Below are 22,399 nucleotides of genomic sequence, written 5' to 3'. Positions count from 1 at the left end.
CTCGCTCGTGTTGCGCGGCGCAGGGCCATTTATGAGGCCAGCGTCAGCACCGCGCGTGCTGTTGTCTCTTCCGTTACCAGGCCATTAATCCGCTTGCCGATAAGGGCCGCGTAAATCGCCTGCGCTTTTTCTGTGCCCCCGGCGACGCCAACGATAGTCGGCAGCTGCGCCAGTTCATCAAGGGTGACGCCAAGCAGTTCCCGATGGATCTCCAGCCCTTCAACCGGTTTACCGTCGGCCTGCAGGAAATAACCTAAAATGTCGCCGACCGCGCCTTTGCGGGCGTACATCAGCTGCTCGCCTTCGCTGATGTAGCCGGAGCGCAGGATGGTGGCGTCCCGGCGCTGGTCAATGGCCCCGATACCTACCACTGCCGCATCCGCCGCCGTGGCGGCCAGGATCACATCGCGTACGCTCGATTCCCGGCGCAGGATCTCCGCTACATCCGCCGATGACACCCTCAGCGGCGCGGGGATCATGCTGACGCTACAGGCGGCATCCAGCTGGCCAATGCCGGTCATATACGGACCTACGCCGCCGGAAAGCGTCACCAGCCGAACCTGTTGGGAACCGATAAACCCGCTCAGATGCTGCAGGCAGCTCATGGTGGCTTCGCCAAAGCCCACCGCCAGCAGTTGTCCTGGCTCCAGCACGCCCATTAACGATTGCGCCGCGCCAATCCCCAGGCGGGTGTTCATCGGCGGGGTATTGAGCGCCGGCAGCACGCGGGCGATTTTCAGGCCAAAGCGCTGCTGGAGTTCGGTTTCCAGCGCCAGACAGCCCTCATAGCGCGAATTAATCTGTACGCGGATCACTCCCGACTGGCGGCCTTTTTCCAGCAGGCGGGAGATTTTTAACCGCGGCAGCCCTAAACGCTCGCCGATGTCGTTCTGCGTCAGGCCGTCGTGGTAGTAACACCACGCCACTCGCGCCACCAGCTCTTCCTCGGCTAACGCCAGCCCGGCGTAGCGGCTCTCTTCCGTAATGCGTTTTTCGCTCATAAAGTGAACTCTTATAAAAATTTAGATCATATGTTCGTTATTGCGTGGTCGGAAAATGTGAGCCGACTGGCAAAACCGATCTTTCGTTGTTCGCTGGTTTTATTCAAACGATCGAAAGCATAAAACTGTGATCGTTGCACGGTTGTAAATATAGTTCACCGTCTACGCTTTTGAACATTATTAATTTAAAAAATCTTTTGTTCAAATCGAGGCGCGATGATGAAGCCACTGCTTGAAGCTCGCCAAATCTGCAAACAGTTCTCCGGCGTGACCGTGCTGAAGCATATTGATTTCACGCTGCTTTCCGGCCAGGTGCACGCGCTGATGGGCGGCAACGGCGCCGGAAAATCGACGCTGATGAAGATTATTGCCGGGGTAGAGACCCCTGACAGCGGTGAGCTCATCCTCGGCGAACGTACATTTGCGCGCCTTACTCCCGCCCAGGCCCATCAGCAGGGCGTGTATCTGGTGCCGCAGGAACCGATGTTATTCCCCAATCTGACGGTGCGGGAAAATATTCTTTTTCGTCTGCCGAAGCGGGCGGATAACGAGGCCCATCTGCAGGAAAAGCTTCAGCAGCTTAATTGCCAGCTTAACCTTGAGGCGGCGGCCAGCACGCTGGAAGTGGCCGATCAGCAAATGGTGGAGATCCTGCGCGGGCTGATGCGCGACGCGCAGATCCTGATCCTCGATGAGCCCACCGCCTCATTGACGCCGGGAGAAACCGATCGCCTGTTTCGCCAGATCCGCTCTTTGCAGGCGCTCGGTGTCGGGATCGTGTTTATCTCGCACAAGCTGCCGGAGATCCGCCAGGTCGCCAGCCACGTCTCGGTGATGCGCGATGGCGCGGTGGTGCTGAGCGGGGAAACCGCGCACTACGGCGACAACCAGCTGATTGGCGCAATGACGCCCGTCAGTCGCGATCGAGCCCTGAGCGACACGCAAAAGTTGTGGCTGGCGCTGCCGGGCAATCGTCGCACTCAGGCGCAGGATTTTCCGGTGCTGCGGGTCGAAGATCTGACCGGAGAGGGCTTTATCGATCTCAATCTGGAGATCCGCGCCGGGGAGATCGTCGGCCTCGCCGGGCTGGTCGGATCCGGGCGTACCGAATTTGCTGAAACGCTCTATGGTCTGCGGCCAGCTCGCGCAGGGCGGGTGTGGCTGGAAAACCGCGATATCAGCCGCGACAGCACGCGCGCCAGGCTGGCCAGCGGGCTGGTCTATCTGCCGGAGGACAGACAGGTTTCCGGTCTGTTTCTCGATGCGCCGGTGCGCTGGAACACGGTGATGTTTAACCAGCCGTCGCTGTGGCAGCAGAACCGGCGCGAAGCGGCGGTGGTGGAGCGCTATCACCGGGCGCTGGGGATCAAAATGGCCGATGGCGATCGCCCGGTGCGCACGCTCTCCGGCGGTAACCAGCAGAAGGTACTGCTGGCGCGCTGCCTGGAGGCTAACCCGCTGCTGCTGATCGTCGATGAACCGACCCGCGGCGTGGACGTTTCCGCCCGCGCCGACATCTATCAGCTGCTGAAAAGCGTCGCCGCGCAGAACGTGGCGGTATTGATGATCTCCAGCGATCTCGACGAGTTCGTTGGCCTGGCCGATCGGGTGATTGTAATGCATCAGGGCAGGCAGAGCGGCGAGCTGGCGCAGCAGGCGGTCAGCGTTGACCGGATGATGACCCTGGCCTTCGGAGGGCAGGCATGAAAACGTTATTAAAGAATCGCGAACTGAGCGCCTTCCTCGCCATCGTGGTGCTGTTTGCCGGGCTGGTGGCGCTCAACCCGGCTTATTTCAGCTTACAAACCCTGGGCATGATTTTCGCCAGCTCGCAAATCCTTTGCCTGCTGGCGCTGGGGGCGACGCTGGTGATGCTCACCCGCAATATTGACGTTTCGGTGGGCTCCACCGTTGGCCTGAGCGCTATCGCGACAGGCGTGGCGCTAAATAGCGGGTATGGGCTGATGACCGCCATCGCCTTTGCGCTGGCGATCGGCGCGCTGGCTGGCGCCTTTAACGGCCTGCTGGTGGTGGGGCTGCGCATCCCGGCGATTGTCGCCACCCTCGGCACCCTCGGCCTTTATCGCGGGGTGATGCTGCTGTGGACCGGCGGTAAGTGGATTGAAGGTTTGCCGAACAGCCTGAAAGCGCTGTCGGAACCGGCATTCATCGGCATTTCTCCGCTGGGCTGGCTGGTGCTGGCGCTACTGCTGGCGGGCGGCGGGATACTATCGCGTACTGCCTTTGGCCGTGATTTTTACGCCGTCGGCGATAACCTTGCCGCTGCCCGCCAGCTTGGGGTGGCGGTGAACCGCACGCGGATGCTGGCATTCACCCTTAACGGCATGCTGGCGGCCTGCGCCGGGATTGTGTTCGCCGCGCAGATTGGATTTGTGCCCAATCAGACCGGCAGCGGCCTGGAGATGAAAGCCATCGCCGCCTGCGTGCTCGGCGGGATCTCGCTGCTGGGCGGTACCGGCACGCTGCTCGGCGCTTTTCTCGGCGCCTTCTTCCTCACCCAAATCGATACCGTGCTGGTGCTGTTTCGTCTCCCGGCGTGGTGGAACGACTTCATTGCCGGCCTGGTGCTGCTCGGCGTACTGGTGCTCGACGGGCGGCTGCGTCAGGCGCTGGCCCGCCATCAGCGGGCGCTGAAATACAGTCGCTTTCAGCCCGGCAATAAAGGGGGCAAGCGCGTGGCCCCGTTTCCTGAACGCAAAAATAAAGAGGTGGCGTAAATGAAGCTCAACTGGGAAAGCGCGCTGTTGGGATTACTGGTGGTGGAGATCCTGCTGTTTGGCGCCCTGAATCCGCGCATGCTGGATCTCAATATGCTGCTGTTCAGCACCAGCGACTTTATCTGCATCGGCATCGTGGCGCTGCCGCTGACGCTGGTGATCATCAGCGGCGGGATTGATATTTCGCTCGGTTCCACCATCGGCCTGTGCGCCATCGCGCTGGGGGTGATGATGCAGGCGGGCTGGCCGATGAGCCTCGCGATCCCCCTGACGCTGCTGCTCGGCCTGCTGTGCGGGCTGCTGAACGCGGCGCTGATTCACTACACCGGCATTAGCCCGCTGGTGATTACCCTTGGCACCCTGTACCTCTACGGCGGCGGCGCGCTGCTGCTTTCGGGCATGGCCGGGGCGACCGGCTACGAAGGCATCGGCGGATTCCCGGATAGCTTTACCGCCTTCGCCAATCTGACCCTGTTCGGCCTGCCAATACCGCTGGTGCTGTTCGCCGTTATCACCTTTTTTTTCTGGCTGCTGGCCCACCGCGGGCGCTTTGGGCGGCACCTTTTTCTGCTCGGGCAGAACCCGCGCGCCGCGCGCTACGCCGCGCTTTCCGTTAACGGGATGCCCTACGCGCTGTATGGCCTGGTGGGCGTGGCGTCGGCGGTGGCGGCGCTGGTAATGGTCTCCTATTTCGGCTCGGCGCGCTCGGACTTAGGCCGCGACCTGCTGATGCCGGCGCTGACCGCCGCAGTGCTCGGCGGGGCCAATATCTACGGCGGTTCCGGCTCGATCGTCGGCACGGCGCTTGCCGCGCTGCTGGTGGGCTATTTACAACAAGGTTTGCAAATGGTCGGCATCCCCAACCAGGTGTCGAGCGCGCTGTCAGGGGCGCTGTTGGTTGTGGTGGTGATGGGGCGTTCGCTGAGTCTGCACCGTGAGTGGGTGCGGATGACCTGGCGGCGTCTTTCTCGCGCATAAGACAATCGGAGCATAAACATACGATGAAAACCAAACGAATCCTGCAAACGAGCGCCCTGGCGCTGGCGTTAAGCGTGGCAACCGCTCAGGCGGCGGACCGCATCGCCTTTATTCCTAAGCTGGTCGGCGTCGGCTTCTTTACCAGCGGCGGTAACGGCGCGAAAGAGGCGGGCAAAGCGCTCGGCGTGGACGTCACCTATGACGGCCCGACCGAACCGAGCGTCTCCGGCCAGGTACAGCTGATCAACAACTTCGTCAACCAGGGCTACAACGCGATTATCGTCTCCGCCGTATCGCCGGACGGCCTGTGCCCGGCGCTGAAGCGGGCGATGCAGCGCGGGGTCAAGGTTCTGACCTGGGACTCCGATACCAAACCGGAGTGCCGCAGCATCTATATCAACCAGGGGACGCCGCAGCAGCTTGGCGGCCTGCTGGTGGAGATGGCGGAAAAACAGGTGACGAAACCCACCGCCAAAGTCGCGTTTTTCTACTCCAGCCCAACGGTGACCGATCAGAACCAGTGGGTAAAAGAGGCGAAAGCCAAAATTGAAAAAGCGCATCCGCAGTGGGAAGTGGTGACCACGCAGTTTGGCTATAACGATGCTACCAAATCGCTGCAAACCGCCGAGGGGATCTTAAAAGCGTACCCGGATCTCGACGCCATTATCGCCCCGGACGCCAACGCGCTTCCGGCCGCCGCCCAGGCGGCAGAGAACCTTAAGCGCCAGGGCGTGGCGATTGTCGGCTTCAGTACCCCGAACGTGATGCGCCCCTATGTAGAGCGCGGCACGGTAAAAGCCTTCGGCCTGTGGGACGTGGTACAGCAAGGCAAGATCGCGGTTAACGTCGCCGATCGTCTGCTGAAAAAGGGCGATCTTAACGTCGGCGACAGCGTTGATGTGAAAGATCTCGGCACCCTGAAAGTCGAGCCCAACAGCGTGCAGGGTTATCAGTATGAAGCGAAAGGCAACGGCATCGTGCTGCTGCCGGAGCGGGTGGTGTTCACCAAAGAGAATATCAATAACTACGATTTCTGATGGAGGATGAGATGGCTGATTTAGACGATATCAAAGAGGGAAAAAACTTCGGCTTAGACCGTCCGCAGCAGAACACGCTCTATACGCTGAAGGGCTGTGGGTCGCTGGAGTGGGGGATGCAGTCGCGGCTGGCGCGTATCTTTAATCCGCAGAGCAATCGCACGGTGATGCTGGCTTTCGATCACGGCTATTTTCAGGGGCCGACTACCGGTCTGGAGCGTATCGATCTCTCTATCGCGCCGCTGTTCGAGGAGACCGACGTGCTGATGTGCACCCGCGGCGTACTGCGCAGTCAGGTGCCGGCCGCGACCAACAAACCGGTGGTGCTGCGCGCTTCCGGCGGCAACTCGATCCTCAGCGAACTTTCCAACGAGTGCGTGGCGGTGGCGATGGAAGATGCGCTGCGCCTGAACGTCTGCGCGGTGGCGGCGCAGGTCTATATCGGCAGCGAACATGAGCATCAGTCCATCAACAACATCATCAAGCTGGTGGACGCCGGCAACCGCTACGGTATGCCGGTGCTGGCGGTAACCGGGGTGGGTAAAGAGATGGCCCGCGACGCCCGCTACTTCTCGCTGGCCAGCCGCATTGCCGCTGAAATGGGGGCGCAGTTTGTAAAAACCTACTTTGTTGAGGAAGGCTTTGAGAAAGTGACTGCCAGCTGCCCGGTGCCGATCGTCATCGCCGGGGGCAAAAAGCTGCCGGAGCAGGAGGCGCTCGAGATGTGCTGGCGGGCGATTGACCAGGGCGCATCCGGCGTCGATATGGGGCGGAATATCTTCCAGTCCAGCGCGCCGCGCGCGATGCTGAAGGCGGTGAAAAAAGTGGTGCATGAGAACCTGAGCGCCCGCGAGGCGTATCAGTTCTGGCAGGAGGAAAAACAGGGAGAGCTACAATGAACGTAACGCTGGTAGAAATCAATATCAAACCGGAACGGGTCGACGAGTTTCTTGAAGTATTCCGCGCCAACCACGAAGGGGCGCTGCAGGAGCCGGGCAATCTTCGCTTTGATGTCCTGCAGGACCCGGAGGTGAAGACGCGCTTTTTTATTTATGAAGCCTATAAAGATGATGAAGCGGTGTTGGCGCACAAGAAAACCCCGCACTATCTGGCCTGCGTAGAGAAGCTGGAGGCGCTGATGTCGCAGCCGCGGCAGAAACGCAGCTTTATCGGCCTGCTGCCGGAGGTGTAAGACGAGTCCTCTCCTACGGGAAGAGGGGAAAAGAGGAGCCGTCTGTTAAATCGGGAGCCGGACCGTTCCCTCTCCCTGTGGGAGAGGGTTAGTAGCCTATGGTTTACGGAAAAACTCGTTATACAGCATGTACAGATGCGCCGCGCTCCAGGAGAAGTTCGGCGCGCCTTGCTGAGCGCCGGTGAGCGGATTGTAGTTCTCCTGAATCGGGCCATCGGAGGTGAGCCCCCGGGCGTGCCTGAAGAAGGCGTCCGCCAGCTGCAGCGCCTCTTCGCGGTGGCCGTAGCGCTCCATCCCCTTCAGGCCGAACCAGAACTGGTCCACCCACACGCGGCCGCGCCAGTAAATATCCGCGCCAAACGCCGGATTCGTTAATGCGGCGGTACCCAGCGGTACGAACGTGTTGAACTCTTTGGCGTCCAGCATCACCGAAATGACGTCATCGGCATGCGCCTGAGTGGCCGCGCCGTTGAACAGCGGCGACCAGCCCTCCGGGCCTTTGCCGCGCTCGACGATCGGCCTACCGGCGCAGCCGTTTGCCAGCGGCTGCGCTTCAATGCGAATGTCGTAATAGAATTTGCTCTGCGGGTCGAACATGCAGGTGTTGATATAGTCGGCGAGCTTTTTCGCCAGCGCCCGGTAGCGTTTTGCCTCCTCCGGCTTGCCGAGAAGGGCCGCCATCTCCGCCAGATAGTGGTTGTCGCTGTACATGTAGCTGGCCTGATCGACCGACTCCTGCAGCAGCGAATAGCCGAGCAGATTGCCGCTTTTATCCCGGTTTTCAGCAAATTTCACCGTCCAGTCGCTACGCTTGCCGCCGCCGGCGATGTACTTATCCAACTGATCTTTATCGATAAAGCCGAAAACCGCCGCGTCGTCGCGCCCCGACTCCCAGGAGGCGGCCACCTGCGCCGGGATCTCCAGGCTATCGTAATCGCCTTTCGCCGTCACCTGCTCGTAGGTTTTCAGGCCGGAAAGCGTCCGTTCTTTATCGCCCTTTTTCACGGTAAACAGCATCGCGCCATCGGCGGTGTTGTGCGCTTTATCGCGGGTCGCGCCGTACTCCGGCACGCCGTTGCCGTTGTGGTCGCGGTTGCGCAGCCACCAGTCATGGTAGGCCTCCAGCTTCGGATACATCTCCGCCAGCCAGGCTTTATCTTTCGTAACGTTATAGACTTCCATCACCGACCAGGCCGCCAGGCTCGGTTTGGTATTTCGCTCGTTCCAGTTGCTGCCGTCGCCGCCGCGTTCCGGGCTCAGGTTCCAGGCGATCAGATCCGGAATGAACCCGGCATCCTGCGGCCGCACTTTATCGTCGGCGGCAATCTGCCAGGAGAAGACGGCACGGATGTTCTCTTTCGCGATCTCCGGGTTGAAGTGGGCCATGGCGTAGGCTTGCTTCCAGGTATCCCACGGCCAGGTCTGGTTGCCTGAGAACCAGCGCCCGGTTACCGACGGCGTGACGGTGTTGTGCTTAACGGCGCCGCCCGGCGCGCGCCAGTTACCGTTAAGGGTTTCGATCGCTTTTACCGCCACCCGGGTTTGCTGCGCCGTAGCATCAGGATTGGTCAGCCCCTTTTGCAGATAGCCGTTCCAGCGCGCCTCGGAAGCGCGCAGATAGTGTACCGGTCGCGCAAGAATATCGCGGATTTGCGCTTTCTCGAGCCGAATCTGCTCGGCGTTCAGCAGGTGCGAGTAGGTGGTATAGAGCGTGGTCGAGCCGTTGATTTGCGCGCTGCTGGTGAACCGATGGCCGTCGATTTGGGTGACCGTCGGCAGGGAGCGATGGATCTGATACTGCGATTCGCCGGAGGTCATTAAATCCGATGCGGAGCGGACTTTGCCGAAGCTGACGGTCAGGCCGTCGTGGGTCGCGCTCAGGCGGCGCTGATAGTCCGGGAAAGCCTGGTCGATGGTTTGCGTTGACTGCGGTTTCCCCTCTTTGGCGGAGAGTTTCTCCAGCAACTCGCCGTCCCAGACCAGCTTAAGCGGGCTGCTACTGGTGATTTTAGTCTCCAGTAAAGAGGTGTGCGCGCTGGCAAAGCGCAGGGTCATCTCGACCTGTACGCCGGCCGCGGAGAGCTTTTGCACCAGCGCGCCGGGCAGGCTCCAGGCCTGCAGGGTGAAGGCGACTTTCTTGCCGTTCTGGTATACCGTCAGGCGATCGAAATTGGTCGCCATAAAGTTGATGTACTCCTCGGTGAGCAGCGCGGGCCCCGGAAATCCGCCCATGGTGGCCGGACCATCAGGCAGCAGATGCCCATGCCATGCGCCCAAATCGAAAAACGGGTTGAAGCGCTGGTGGTCATCGTTATCAAAATCCTGCATCGCCTGCGGCGCGCCGCTGCGGTTGATAACATTTTTAAAGTCATCCGCGGTCAGCGCGTGGGCGGAAAAGCTTAGCAGTAGGGCGCAGGCCAGCGGCGTAAGAGTAGTGGTAATCTTCACGGTATCTGTATTCCTTTTACCAATAGAAATATTGCATCAGGAAAACCTGATCGCTCGGGTCGCCGGAGGCATTTTTCATGTAGAAGCGGCTGTCCGCAGCGGTGGCAAAACGTCCGCCGCCGTATTCGTACCAGATGCCGAACTGCATAAACGAGGTGGTTTCCTCGGCGGCGCGATCCGGGCGGTGTTTGGCGTAGCTATAGGCGGTAGAGAGATACACGCCCTTGAGCGCTTCATACATAGCGCTGGCCATAAAGCCGGTCTCCGTTCCCGGCACGTCTTTTCCCCTGGCGCGCCCGGTATGATGCCAGGCGCGGGCGGCGAGGTTGGGGGTGAGAATACCGGTCAAAAATAGCTGGCCGGTCCCATCCGTCACCTCAAGCCCATTCATCCAGGTCACCTCGTTCGCGAGATCGTACTGGATGTAGCCGTTGACCATCGCCGGGTAGGTATATTTATCGTCGTAGCGGTCGTATTTGCCGAAATGGAGCCATGCTTTGCCTTCATCGTGGTGCCCGGAGGGGGTCGCGGTCACGCTGTAGCGAAAATCTCCCGCCAGGTTCTGCACCTTGAGCGCGTACATGATATCGCGCGTATTGGGGATCACGTAGCCGAGGTCGGGCGTGAAATCGCCCCACCACTGCAGATCGTCGAGCGATGAATCCTGGCGCAGGCTGAGCATAATCTCGGTGCTGCTCTCGGTTTTATATCCGCCGTAGAAGCGGTTTATTCCACCTTCAAATCCGCCCCAGCCATGGTCCGCTACCCAGGCATTTCCCTGACGATCGGCCTGAACCGTCCAGCCTTCGCCATAAATTAAACCAAACCAGCTGCCATGCTTTATTTCCAGTCCGCCTTCAATATAGGTGCCATCACTATATTTATGCTTGTCCTCGCCTTCTAGATCCATATATCCGCCAACCCCCAATTCACCGTAAAAACGGTATGAGGTGGCATTAAGTTCAGGCGTTTTCATGTCATCATGTTCCGCCGGATGCGCCACATCGACGGCAATAGCCGGTGTGCAAAAAGCCAGGGCGGCAAGCGCCCAGTAAATAGGCCTGTTCTTTTTCATCATTTTATTTAGAGGTACTGTGGTTTTTTGTTTAAGAAAAATAGATTAAGACGCGTCAGAGGCTGGCGCTGCTTCAATTCTTTTTTCTTCCCGAGTTAATCCCTTTACGTATTTGCTGTATTTCCACCATGCAAATCCGAGGAAGATAACGATTCCGCCGACGTTATAGAAAATAATCGTCAGAATATTGCCGCCGGTGGGAAAGGTTGAGGCGACGAAGCCGATAGCGAAAATAACAATCAGCATGGAGACCACCGTAATACCGGTGGTGCGGGAACCCATTTTAAAATCGCGCGGCAGATGATCGAGCTTGCGGCGCAGATTAAGGTACGCCAGCATGATAAACAGCGGCGGCAGCATCGAGGCGGCGGCGGTCATATTGATGATGGTATTCATTAAATCCTGCACGGTACTGGAGCCCATCATCGGAATTATCATTAGCGGAATCACAATCAGGAACTGGATCCACGCCGCGCGCGCCGGTACGCCGTTTTGATTGAGCTCAACGGTTTTTTTACCAAATATTCCGGGCGGGATTTCGGAGAAAAAGATTTTGACCGGCGTCGCGGTCCACATTAATAACGAACCAAACATGGCGGTAAAGGAGACCAGGCCGACAAAACGGTTGACCACGATTTCGGGCAGGCCAAACCATACCGCCATACCGTGGAAGACCTGTACCGATCCGCCGGTAAATTTCAGATCTTTACTGCTGATAAACACGTTTATCAGTACCGAGGAAATGGAGTACAGCACGCCAATCACGATCCCGGCGAGGATAATGACCTTAACAAATGATTTCGATCCGCCTTTCACGTCATTGACGTACACCGCGACGGACTCCGCCCCTCCGGCCGCCATAAAGATCCAGGTGGTGATGCCGAGGAATGCCCAGTTAAAGTTCGGGATCATTGCATCCACGGTAATCGGATCCGCTGGTTGAATACCGCCCACCAGCGCGCCGCCGGAAAGCAGAATGTAGGAGAGCGTCAGCAGCAGCATTAACGATGAGGTGACCGAGGTGATTGGGCCCAGCATTTTTGCGCCGTTGGTGGAAACCCAGGTCGACAGGGCGAACAGCGCCATGCTCAACATCGTGGTGGCCACGGGCGTCAGAATGTACTCATATCCGAGGAAAGCGTAGGAGGCATAAGCGATTACCCTCGGCAGCAGCGAGGTAAAAAAGAACAGATTCACGAACCAGTAGGTATAGGCGGTAATAAAGGCCCAGCGCCCCCCTAGCGAGCTTTTTACCCAGGCATAAACGCCCGCTTCGGAGTTTTTATTCAGCGAAACGAATTCCGCGATGATCAGACAGAAAGGAACAAAGTAGAGCAGGGTTGCAAGGAAGAACATCGGCGCCGACGCCAGTCCCAGCTCAATATTGTTATTGATCACGTTATTAAAACTGAAGACGGCGGCGAAGGTTAGCGACAGCAGGCCAAACTTGCCGATGGTATTACGTTTGATATCAGACATAACACATCTCCACACATTGTCCTTCAGAGAATGGCCGAAGGGGATTGTGTTGTTTGTAGGGTAGAGGTAGTTAAGTATTGTGGTTAATTTTAGTAAAATATTTAGTAAATAAAAGCGGTAAAAATGAATTGCTTTAACTCGATCACGAAAATGGTCGGGCGACAGATCATGGCTTGTGGGTAAAAAAATCCCGCCAGGGGATATACCGCTGGCGGGGGCAACGGTGGCTTATTTCACCGTATTTGCCGCTGATTTCAGGCCTGGTTGTTGATTCTTGCGCTGTTTTTTCTCAAAGCGGGTTATCCACCACCATGCGAGTCCGGAGAAGACTGCGGTCATAAAGACGTTAATGAAGAAGGCGTTCACCAGGTCGACTCCCGGCGGGAAAGCGGAGGCGGTCATGCTGACCAGGAAAATAACGATAAGCATCGACACCACGGCCATCCCAACTTTTCTTGAACCCATGCGGAAGTCGCGCGGCGTGTCGTCATGTTTCCAGCGGAAAACAAAGTAGGCGGCCATGATAAACAGCGGCGGTAGCATTGCGGTCCCGGCGGTCAGGTTGATGGCGGTGTTCATCATTTGCTGAACGCTGGCGGAGCCGAAACCATTCACGATGAGCATCAGAAAGACGAAGACAAATTGCCACCAGGCGGCGCGCACCGGCACGCCGTGGACGTTCAGCTCGGTGGTTTTTTTGCCATAGATGCCGGCAGGAATTTCCGAGAAGTGAATTTTTACCGGTGCGGCGGTCCACATCATCATGCTGCCGAAAATGGCGATAAACAGAATGATGCCGACGAAGCGGCCCATCAGCGCTTCGGAAATATGGAAATAAGCGCCGAGACCGGTGAAAATTTCCACCATACCGGCTGCATAGGTCAGGTCTTCCCGTGCCACAAAGACGTTGACCAGCAGAGAACCCAGCGCATACATGCCGCCAATCAGGATCCCGGCGGTGATGATGACTTTAATAAACGATTTCTGCCCGCCTTTAGTATCGTTCAGATATGCGGCAACGGTTTCAGCCCCGCCAGCCGCCTGGAAGATCCAGCACATAATCCCCAGCGTCGCCCAGTTGATGGTAGGCGCCATGGCGTGCAGCGTAATCGGCTGCGCGGGGACATGGCCCGCGCCCAGCGCGGTAATAGCACCGACCACGTAAATCGCAAAGAGCGCGAAGACGCCATAAGCCACGCATTCGGAGATTTTCCCCAGCCAGGTCGCTCCTTTGGTGGAAATGTGGGTGGCCATGGCGAACAGAACGATAGAGATCAGCGAAGTGACCATCGGCGAGAAGGGAATGGCGTAACCCATAATGGCGTACGAGGCGTAGGCCACCACGTTCGGCAGCAGCGACAGGAAAAAGAACAGGTTCACAAACCAGTACAGGAACGAGCCGAGATAGGCCGCGCGGGTACCTAAAGGCTGCTTCAGCCAGGCGTACATACCTGATTCGGAATTTTTATTCGCTGACACGAATTCGGCGATGATAAAGACAAACGGAATAAAATAGACCACCGTGGCAAACAGAAAGATAGGGGCGGAACTGAGCCCTAACTCGATGTTATTATTAACGATATTTCGTACGTTAAATACGGCGGCAAACGCCATCGACAGTAGGGCGAACTTCCCTATTTTGGCACGAACTGATTCGGACATAAGTCCTCCGGAAAATGATCTGGCCCGCATTGAGGGCTGGGACCGGGAAGGCCAACTAGTCGATCCGCTGGCCTCATCTTGCGTAACGCGGGCTTACTTATTCAGGAAGTAGCCGTCTTCGATAGTCACTCTGAGCACCACCTTTTTGACCGGCGAGTCACAGATAAAGCGATAAGCTTCGTGGGTATCGCAAATCACCATTTGTCCTTCATGGACCTGCACGGTTTCACCAATGCCTTTCAAATATTCACGGTCAGTTTCATCGCGATAGCAGGCGACGGTCTGCAGCTGCTCTTTAGCGGCAAACTCAATTTTTTGCTGACCCTGGAGGTAGTAATGCACCTCGAAATAGCGGCGGTTGCCAACGAACAGCGCATCCGTGGTGCTGTCGCTTGCCACGCGATAGGAGAGCGAATCGCCTATCGAGTGGGCAACTCCAGGCCGGATATTATCGACATTATTGATAGCTTCTATGCAGCGCTGCCATTTACGTCCACTGTGATAAATTTGCCTAAATTGTTCTAAATTATCGAGAATTCTCATTTTTCAGCCTCGCTGTGTGAATCGGAGGAAAAGAAACCGGCGCCAAAGCTATGATTCGCCAGCGTCTGCGAGGAAGCGCTCCCGCCTTCCAGCGGCAGCAGCGTAAAGCCATAGTTGAACGGTTTGAGCCACACCCGCCAGCTATCCAGCACCTCGCTCCCCCAGGAGTTAGAGCCCAGGCCGAGCAGTTGGGCGTCGATATTCAGGGTGATGTCATCGCTGCGACGCAGTTCGTTACAGTGCTGCGCGGCGTGCAGATTCTCCGCCGTATAGTGCCAGGCGCTGATGTTGAGCGGATCGCGCGGGACCACCATCAGGCCGCTGCCGTGACGGTCGGTAAACGCGGCCCAGCGGACGTGCTGGCGGTTGCCGTTGTTCTGCGGGAACGGGTAGTTCACGAACATGTCGTCCACGGTGGTGCGCCAGACATCAATGATGTTGCTCTGCTGGCTGTCGGCGTAGTTTTCACCGGGACCGCGACCGTAGTAATTCACCTGTTCAAACTGACCGTTAATGCCCAGCATAAAACCGATGCACGGCACGATATGCGGATAGTCGCCATAACGTTCCCCCGCAAGTTCAACGTTAATATGGCCCTGCGGGGTAATCTGCCAGCGATAGGTACAACGCATGCCAAAATCGAAAACCGGCGGAGCGATAATGCTACGGGTGGTGATAATCACCGTGTCTCCACGCTGTTCGGCGCTGAATTCACGCAGATGCTCCTGCATAATTTGCAGGTGACTGGGCTGCCACAGCCCCTCATATTCCTGCTTGTGGTTATCAATCATCGGCTTGAAGAAGTTAATCTTCGGCTCACGGGTCACCTGGTCTACGCCGTTCACCTGCCATTCGCTCAGTTTGCCGCTGACTTTAGAGAAGACTACGCGGAAGTTATGCCCGGTGATGCTGTAGCTCAGTCGTTCATCAACTATCTGTAGCGGGGTTGCGCTGGCATTCATCAGCGGCGATTTCGTTGCCGTCTGTTCTTTTAGCTGGAACTGGTAAACGGCGATCGGATGGTTGGCCTCGCTATACGGCGTGCGCGAGTCTTTGGTCACCAGGATGTTGAGGAAGGTTTCGCGATCGTCCAGCTCCGGCAGGTCAATGGTGATATCGCGGCCGCTGTTTGGCGCAAGATCGCGCACCTTAAGCTGCTGGCTGGCAAGCGTAGCCCCTTCGGCGCGCACTTCCACGCGCAGGGTGTAGTCATCCAGCGTCGAGAACCAGAGCTTATTATCGATGCGCAGTTCGCCGCGGGCGATGTCGGTCGCCTGAACTTTTACCGGAGCGATAACCTGTTTGTACTCTCTGAGGCCGGGCCCAGGCGTCTGGTCGGAGAAAATCAGACCGTCAAGACAGAAGTTGTAGTTATTAGGATAGTCCCCGTAGTCGCCGCCGAATTTGTACCAAACCGCGCCGCTGTCATCGGTGGCCTGAATCCCGTGATCGCACCACTCCCAGACGTAGTGGCCCTGAATACTGTCGTGTTGATAGAACACGTTCTGGTATTCGCTCAACCCGCCGGGACCGTTGCCCATCGCATGGGCGTATTCGCAGATAATTCGCGGCTTGGCATGCGGATATTCCCCGAATTCATTCATCAGCGGCACGCGGGTATACATGGTGGAGATGATATCCACCACCTCCGCGTCGCGATCCTCTTCGTAATGCACCAGACGGGTATCGTCGATCGCTTTAGCGGCGTGATACATCGCCCGAATGTTGCAGCCGTAGCCGGACTCGTTACCCAGCGACCAGATAATGATCGACGGATGGTTTTTCTGCGCGTGAATGTGGCGCACGATTCGTTCGACGTATATATGCTCCCATGCCGGATCATCGGTGATGGCGCTCAGATTGCCGACGTTGGCGAAGCCGTGGGATTCGACATCGGTTTCCGCCATCACGAACAGACCGTAAATGTCGCACATCTCATAGAAACGCGGGTCATTGGGGTAGTGGGCGGTGCGTACCGAGTTGATATTGTGCTGCTTCATCAGCAGCAGATCTTTCTCAACGCGGTCCATCCCTACGGCGCGACCCTTCAGATGGTCGTTGTCGTGGCGGTTAACGCCGTGCAGCATCACGTAGCGGTTATTGATGTAGAACAGGCCGTTGCGCACTTTGATATCGCGAAAACCGACGCGCTGCGGGATAACTTCGATAATCTCTCCGGCGGCGTTTTTCAGCGTCATCACCAGGTGATAGAGATAAGGATTTTCCGCCGACCACTGCTGCGGCGCCTTCACGTCGATCGCAAAGTTGACGTTCAGCTGCTGGCTGATGCTCAGGCGCGGCGTTACGCCTTCATACAGCGCCTTTTCGCCGTCGAACAGCGCGTATTCCAGTGTGGCTGCGCCCGGCTGCGCGGCGAGATTTTCCAGCACCAGCTGGCAGGAGAGGGTGGCGTCGACGTAGTCATCGTTAAAATCGGTGCGCAGAGTGAAGTCCTGGACGTGAAGCGGGTTTTTGCCCACCAGATACACGTCACGGAAGATACCCGCCGACCACCACATATCCTGATCTTCTATATAGGTGGAGTCCGCCCACTGCATGACGCGCACGCAAAGCAGGTTGTCGCCGGTTTTTACCGCGTGACTAATATCAAACTCCGCCGTCAGGCGGCTGCCTTTGCTGAAACCGATGTACTGACCGTTAACGTAAATTTCAAAATAGGTCTCAACGCCATCAAATTTAATCAGAGTCTGCTGGTCCTGCCAGCCCTCGCTGAGGGTAAAGATGCGCTGATAGGCGCCGGTAGGGTTGTCGGTCGGCACGTAGGGAACGTCAATCGGGAAGGGAAAGCCTTCGTCGGTATACTGTAGCTGGCCGTGTCCTTCCATCTGCCACATTCCCGGTACGGTAATCGGCCCCCAGTCGCTCATGTATTGCGAGGTGAACGCTTCCGGCACCCGCAGCGGGTTGTTAAAGAAGCAGAATTTCCACTGTCCGCTAAGGGACAAAAAGCGGCTGCTGGTTTCACGGGCGAAGGTTCGCGCCTGGGCCTGCGAATCGTAAGAGAAGAAATAGGCGCGCGGAGGCAGCCGGTTTTCATGAGTGAGTTGAAGATTTTCCCAGCGATTCATATCGCCTCCCTGAACGGACTAAACGGATAGAAAGTATTTTAGTAAAAGTTTTACTAAATTAAACCGCCAGGAGTGATTTACTTTAACTCGATCACAAAATGAGCGGGTTGGCCGCCAGCGGTCAGGATGGGGAAAAGGTGCAGAGGATGGGGGATGGAGGAAAATCCCGGAGGCGGCGCGCTGCGCCTGTCCGGGCTACCGTTTGGCAGACGGCGGTGAACCCGTAGCCCGGGCAAGGCGCGATAAGCGCCGCCCCCGGGAGCCAGGCGCAGAGGATTTAGCGTCAGAACGGGGGATTAGCGGGTGGTGCCGCGCAGCTTCAGCACGCTGGGGACAAAGACGTTTAGCGGCAGCGCACGGCCATCGCGGGCTTTTTCAACTAGCAGATTAACGCCCTGGCTGCCCATCATTTCTGAATGAATGCGCACCGTGGAGAGCGGCGGAAAAGTAAAACGCGCGGTGGGGATATCGTTAACGCTAATGAGCGAGATATCTTCCGGGATCGCGAGGCCGCGTTCATGAATAGCCCGCAGCACGCCGATGGCGATAGAGTCTGACGCGACGAACAGCGCGGTGGGGAAATCCGCCCTGGCCAGCATCGTTTTTGCCAGCTCATAGCCGGAGGAGCTGGAAAACCCGCCGCGCCAGATATCTTCTTCCGAAACCACCCCCTTCAGGCGGCCATATTCGACGAAGGCCACTTCGCGAATGTCGGCTTTACCCGGCTCATCCTGGCCACCAATAAAGCCGATGCGCCGCGCGCCCTGGGCGATAAAAAAGTCGATAACTTCTTTGGCAATACGCACCAGATCGATATCGACGGCGTCGTAGCTGCTGCCTGGCTCATGGAAATCAATAAAGCAGACGTTGTCGGTTAACGCCGTGGCTGCGTCGCGAATCGCCCGCGAAGGCTGGCCGACAATCAGAACGCCGGTCACTTTTTTCAGCTCGGGTAGCGCGTTGTTAAAGTAGCAGTTGGTCAGCTCAATACCGAGCTTTTCACACTGCGTTTCGATACCGTGGCGGATCGCCAGATAGTAAGGATCGTTGATTTCCAGATCCTGCTGGTAGCTGTAGATAGCCAGAATATGATGGTGGCCGACGGAATGAACCTGAGTCTTACGCGAGCTGGTGCTTTTATATTCCAGCTTTTCCGCCACCTCAAGAATGCGGTGCTTTGTCTCTTCTTTCACGTTCAGAGTGGGGTCGTCGTTTAATACCCGGGAAACCGTCGCCAGTGAAACGCCTGCTTCGGTCGCGATATCTTTTAGTGTGGCCATTGTTTTCCTTATCTGACGTTGCACCATCGACGCAAACCATTGTAAAGCAAGCGCGGGCCGCTGCATCTCTTTTCAGTAAATTTCCCCCGTATTATTCATCAGCATCGGGAAGTTTATAGCGAACTAAAAAGTGATGGATCTAACATTCCTTACTCTATTATGCGGAAACCTCGCCGACTTTTGTTATCTTTTACTAAATTTTTACCTGAGGGGTGCAAGATGGAAACGGTGCTTTATGATGATTTTGCCAGACTGGAAATGCGTACGGGAAAAATTGTAGCTGTAAAACGACATGAGAATGCCGATAAGCTTTATATCGCGCGGATTGACGTTGGCGAGCGCACCTTGCAGACGGTGACCAGCCTGGTGCCCTATTACCGAGAAGAAGAGTTGCTGGGAAAAACGGTCGTGGTCCTGTGCAATCTGGCGAAAGCCAAAATGCGCGGTGAAACGTCGGAGTGCATGCTGTTATGCGCCGAAACCGACGATGGCGGCGAAAGCGTACTGCTTACGCCGGAAAGAGGGATGCCTGCGGGCGTGCGCGTCGTATAGCAAACGCCCTCTCCCGGAGCGGGAGAGGGCAAGCCATTACGCCTCTTCCACCGAAACCCTCAGCGCCGCCAGCGCCAGGCGGGCCGCTTTTAGCACCTGTTCACACTGCTCAGGGGTCAGCGTCAGCGGCGGCTCAACGCGAATCGTTCTTGCGTTGTTGAGCGTTCCGGCCACCAGCACGCGCTGGCGAAACATTTCGCTGGCAAAGTCATAGCCGATTTCGTTATCAATAAACTCAATCGCCATCAGCATACCTTTGCCGCGCACGTCATTCACCAGATCCGGATATTCGCGGGCCAGCTGACGGAAGCCGTCCAGCAGCATATCGCCTTTCTGCTCCGCCTGCGCGGGCAGGTTTTGCGTCAGCAGTACGTTAATGGTCGCCAGCGCCGCCGCGCAGGCCAGCGGGTTGCCGCCAAACGTGGTGGTATGCAGGAACGGGTTATCGAACAGTACCGAGAACACCTCTTCGGTGGCGACCGTGGCGCCAATTGGCATGACGCCGCCACCCAGCGCTTTGGCAAGGCACAGAATATCCGGCTGAACGTTTTCGTGCTCGCAGGCGAACATCTTGCCGGTGCGCCCCATGCCGGTTTGGACTTCATCGAGGATCAGCAGCGCGCCAAACTCATCGCATAGCTTGCGTACCGCGGGCAGATAGCCCGGCGGCGGCAGAATCACCCCGCCTTCGCCCTGAATAGGCTCAAGGATCACCGCCGCGACGTCATCGCCGGTCTTTTGGCACTCGCTCAGCAGCGTGCGCATCGCATTGATATCGCCAAAAGGTACATGACGGAATCCCGGCAGCAGGGGCATAAAGGGCTTACGGAAAGTGGATTTCGCAGTGGCTGAAAGCGCGCCCAGCGACTTACCGTGAAACGCGCCGCTGGTGGCGACGAAGGTAAACTTGCCGCGCGGAGACTGGTAGGCCTTCGCCAGCTTTAACGCCGCTTCGACCGACTCGGTACCGCTGTTGCTAAAGAAGCTGTATTTCAGTTTGCCCGGCGTTAAGGCCGCCAGGGTTTTAGCCAGCATGGCCCGCAGCGGGTCCAGCAGTTCCTGACTATGAAGGGGTTGTTTAGCGAGCTGATTTTCGACGGCGGAAACGACAACTGGATTACGGTGCCCTACATTAAAAATCCCAAACCCACCCAGGCAGTCAATAAACTCCTGTCCCTGAGTGTCGACAAGCGTATTTAATCCTCCCGCTTGCCACTCTACGGCTCCGTAATCCCCGCCAGCAGTGACCGATTTTCGATACGCTAAAAACCCCGGATTCACATGCTCTTTAAAGTATTCCCTGACCTCCTGGTTAAGTGATTTCATCTCTTCATGATCGAGCGTTCGCTTCTCAATAAGATTCAGTGCGTGTGCGCTGCAGGCCAGAGCCGATGCGCTTGAAGGTAACCTGTTCAAAATATGCTCCTGGGCGGGGCGTATCACATGATACTGAATTAAGTATTGCAGGGATTACGCCACTTCGGCGCGGGCCCGGAAAATCGGGATAAACGCAACGTGAAATCGCAATTGAGCAAAATTTAATCTTATCGCGAAATTATTGGCATGTTTTACTCCTGAAGGCGTAAAACGATGCGCTGAAGGGTTACCGCCGCGTGCTTCGCGGCGGTGCAGGCTGCCCGATAATGAGGCAAAGGATTAGTCGAGCTGGGAGATCTCCATCGCCGCGCGGTCAATCACGCCGACAATCTGCTTTAGCTGCGCTTCGGTTATTTCCTGCTGGTTAACTTTTAAATCCAGTACCGCCTTAAAATTCTCCAGCGCGCGCTTCATCTGCGGGTTTTTACGTAGCTCACAACCCACCATTCGCGCCTGCAGTCTGGCCTGAATCTGCTCCAGCGGCTGCTGGTTTTCCGCGTGCAGCTGGCTGCCTTCGGCGGTGATGGCGATTTTTTTGCGACCGTTTTCGTCAGCCACGCTGATTAATCCCTGATCCTGGAGTAAATCGAGCGTCGGGTAGATGACGCCGGGGCTGGGACTGTAGTTGCCCTGGGTCATGGTTTCGATCTCTTTAATCAGTTCGTAACCGTGGCTGGCATTACGGGTGAGGATGTCCAGAATGACCAGGCGCAGCTCGCCATGGCCAAAGAAGCGCTGCCGGCGTCCGCCGCCTCTGCGACCGTGTTCACCATGTTCGCCGTGGCGTCCGCGTTGCCCACGGCCTTCTTCGTGATGATCTCTCATGATTTTTTCCTTTGAGTTTTTTGATATATCTAATTTATATCTAAAAATACTCAAGCCACAACCTTGTGGCGAATTTATTTTTTTATATAATTGATAATTAGAGATTTAATTCTATTTTTTGACTTTTGTGGCGTTTTGCTATGGCTATATCAAAAAATGCTTGCATTCTTTTTTAATGGCAATCATTATCATTTGCAATATTTTTAGATATATCTATTCCGTTCACCAAGGCGATGAAAGATGACAACGAGCAGGCATCCTGAATACCCGCAGCGCGTGCGTAATGAGCTGCGTTTCCGTGAGTTAACCGTATTGCGCGTCGAGCGTATCGGCAGCGCATTCCAGCGTATCGTGCTGGGCGGAGAGGCGCTGGAAGGCTTTGTCTCCCAGGGTTTCGACGACCATACCAAGCTTTTTTTCCCCACTGCGGGTGCTGCGTTTACGCCGCCGGAGGTGACGGATGAAGGCATTAACTGGGGCGAAGGCGTACGTCCGGCGACCCGCGATTATACGCCGCTTTACGACGCCGACCGTCATGAGCTGGCGTACGACTTTTTTATTCACGATGGCGGTATAGCCAGCAGCTGGGCGCTGGCGGCGAAACCGGGCGATAAGCTGGTCATCGGCGGCCCGCGCGGTTCGCTGGTGGTGCCGGAAGATTACGCCTGGCAGCTGTATGTGACTGATGAGTCAGGTATGCCCGCGCTGCGCCGCCGTCTGCTGGGATTGCGGCAGCTTCCGACGCGCCCGCAGGTCACGGCGATCGTGACCATTGGCGATGAGTCTTATCAAGATTACCTGGCCGATCTCGATGGTTTTCATATCGAGTGGGTGGTGGGACATCACTCCTCTGCCGTGGCCGAGCGTCTGGCGCAGGTTGTGGTTCCAACCGAAGATTATTTTATCTGGGTGACCGGGGAAGGCGCGGTGGTGAAATCACTGCTGGCGCATTTTGAAGGTCCGGAGATTGACCCGCAGCTGGTGCGTTCGCAGGCCTACTGGCACAGCAAGTAAGCGCGGGAGAAAACCCGGGTTGCGGCTGGCGCCTGACCCGGGCTACCAGACCTGCAGACGGCGGTGAACCTGTAGCCCGGGCAAGGCGCGTTAAGCGCCGCCCCCGGGA

Annotated in this window: 17 protein-coding genes and 1 pseudogene; 8 read left to right on the top strand and 10 right to left on the bottom strand. The window is 57.0% G+C overall.

Annotated features, from left to right (window positions below):
• Positions 1-29: 29 nt before the first annotated feature.
• Complete coding sequence (lsrR, locus tag ABLV11_RS19220; RefSeq protein WP_004105944.1) at positions 30-1,001, bottom strand: transcriptional regulator LsrR; 972 nt, start codon at positions 999-1,001, stop codon at positions 30-32.
• A 219-nt stretch (positions 1,002-1,220) separates the two neighbouring features.
• Here lsrR and lsrA point away from each other — a divergent pair, with 219 nt between their 5' ends.
• From lsrA to lsrG, 6 genes and pseudogenes are all read left to right on the top strand, one after another.
• Positions 1,221-2,708 (top strand): autoinducer 2 ABC transporter ATP-binding protein LsrA, encoded by a 1,488-nt coding sequence (lsrA, locus tag ABLV11_RS19215; RefSeq protein ID WP_023321659.1) that lies wholly within the window; start codon positions 1,221-1,223, stop codon positions 2,706-2,708.
• The gene (lsrC, locus tag ABLV11_RS19210) at positions 2,705-3,739 is read left to right on the top strand and encodes an autoinducer 2 ABC transporter permease LsrC (protein WP_126489579.1); all 1,035 of its coding nucleotides are present in this window, start codon (positions 2,705-2,707) and stop codon (positions 3,737-3,739) included. Before lsrA ends, lsrC begins: the two co-directional genes overlap by 4 nt.
• A pseudogene (gene lsrD, locus ABLV11_RS19205) lies at positions 3,740-4,733 on the top strand (autoinducer 2 ABC transporter permease LsrD).
• Positions 4,734-4,740: 7 nt separating this feature from the next.
• Positions 4,741-5,754, top strand: coding sequence for an autoinducer 2 ABC transporter substrate-binding protein LsrB (gene lsrB, locus ABLV11_RS19200; RefSeq protein WP_004105940.1), 1,014 nt, complete (start codon positions 4,741-4,743; stop codon positions 5,752-5,754).
• An 11-nt stretch (positions 5,755-5,765) separates the two neighbouring features.
• Positions 5,766-6,653 carry a 3-hydroxy-5-phosphonooxypentane-2,4-dione thiolase gene (gene lsrF, locus ABLV11_RS19195; protein ID WP_004105939.1) on the top strand — a complete coding sequence of 296 codons (888 nt, stop codon included), beginning with the start codon at positions 5,766-5,768 and terminating at the stop codon, positions 6,651-6,653.
• Positions 6,650-6,946, top strand: coding sequence for a (4S)-4-hydroxy-5-phosphonooxypentane-2,3-dione isomerase (gene lsrG, locus ABLV11_RS19190; protein WP_004105938.1), 297 nt, complete (start codon positions 6,650-6,652; stop codon positions 6,944-6,946). The genes lsrF and lsrG overlap by 4 nt, the downstream gene beginning before the upstream one ends.
• Before the next feature lie 96 nt (positions 6,947-7,042).
• Here the strand turns inward: lsrG and ygjK are convergent, their stop codons facing one another.
• From ygjK to ebgR, 7 genes are all read right to left on the bottom strand, one after another.
• On the bottom strand, positions 7,043-9,394 hold the full coding sequence (ygjK, locus tag ABLV11_RS19185) for an alpha-glucosidase (protein WP_126489578.1): 2,352 nt from the start codon (positions 9,392-9,394) through the stop codon (positions 7,043-7,045).
• 16 nt (positions 9,395-9,410) lie between these two features.
• Positions 9,411-10,469 (bottom strand): protein YgjJ, encoded by a 1,059-nt coding sequence (ygjJ, locus tag ABLV11_RS19180; RefSeq protein WP_064373421.1) that lies wholly within the window; start codon positions 10,467-10,469, stop codon positions 9,411-9,413.
• Positions 10,470-10,514: 45 nt separating this feature from the next.
• On the bottom strand, positions 10,515-11,948 hold the full coding sequence (locus ABLV11_RS19175; RefSeq protein ID WP_148407973.1) for an amino acid permease: 1,434 nt from the start codon (positions 11,946-11,948) through the stop codon (positions 10,515-10,517).
• Between the two features lie 228 nt (positions 11,949-12,176).
• On the bottom strand, positions 12,177-13,610 hold the full coding sequence (locus ABLV11_RS19170; RefSeq protein ID WP_004105934.1) for an amino acid permease: 1,434 nt from the start codon (positions 13,608-13,610) through the stop codon (positions 12,177-12,179).
• 93 nt (positions 13,611-13,703) lie between these two features.
• Positions 13,704-14,153, bottom strand: a complete 450-nt coding sequence (locus ABLV11_RS19165) for a beta-galactosidase subunit beta (protein ID WP_016808023.1) — start codon at positions 14,151-14,153, stop codon at positions 13,704-13,706.
• Positions 14,150-17,242, bottom strand: coding sequence for a beta-galactosidase subunit alpha (gene ebgA, locus ABLV11_RS19160; RefSeq protein ID WP_224329709.1), 3,093 nt, complete (start codon positions 17,240-17,242; stop codon positions 14,150-14,152). The genes ABLV11_RS19165 and ebgA overlap by 4 nt, the downstream gene beginning before the upstream one ends.
• Positions 17,243-17,538: 296 nt before the next feature.
• Positions 17,539-18,522: a transcriptional regulator EbgR gene (ebgR, locus tag ABLV11_RS19155; protein ID WP_224330921.1), complete on the bottom strand. Its 984-nt coding sequence runs from the start codon at positions 18,520-18,522 to the stop codon at positions 17,539-17,541.
• 219 nt (positions 18,523-18,741) lie between these two features.
• Here ebgR and ABLV11_RS19150 point away from each other — a divergent pair, with 219 nt between their 5' ends.
• Complete coding sequence (locus tag ABLV11_RS19150; protein ID WP_348855653.1) at positions 18,742-19,074, top strand: tRNA-binding protein; 333 nt, start codon at positions 18,742-18,744, stop codon at positions 19,072-19,074.
• A gap of 36 nt (positions 19,075-19,110) precedes the next feature.
• Here the strand turns inward: ABLV11_RS19150 and ygjG are convergent, their stop codons facing one another.
• Entirely contained in the window at positions 19,111-20,490 is a 1,380-nt protein-coding gene (gene ygjG / locus ABLV11_RS19145) for a putrescine aminotransferase (protein WP_004105929.1), read from the bottom strand.
• Between the two features lie 240 nt (positions 20,491-20,730).
• The gene (locus ABLV11_RS19140; RefSeq protein WP_163530714.1) at positions 20,731-21,276 is read right to left on the bottom strand and encodes a PadR family transcriptional regulator; all 546 of its coding nucleotides are present in this window, start codon (positions 21,274-21,276) and stop codon (positions 20,731-20,733) included.
• A gap of 240 nt (positions 21,277-21,516) precedes the next feature.
• Here ABLV11_RS19140 and ABLV11_RS19135 point away from each other — a divergent pair, with 240 nt between their 5' ends.
• Positions 21,517-22,290 (top strand): siderophore-interacting protein, encoded by a 774-nt coding sequence (locus tag ABLV11_RS19135; RefSeq protein ID WP_163530712.1) that lies wholly within the window; start codon positions 21,517-21,519, stop codon positions 22,288-22,290.
• The last annotated feature ends 109 nt before the right edge of the window (positions 22,291-22,399 follow it).

Source organism: Klebsiella sp. GW_Kp181, from assembly GCF_040062315.1.
Lineage (GTDB): Bacteria > Pseudomonadota > Gammaproteobacteria > Enterobacterales > Enterobacteriaceae > Klebsiella > Klebsiella oxytoca.
Note: the sequence above shows the minus strand (reverse complement) of the source record. Positions and strands in the feature narration are given on the sequence as shown.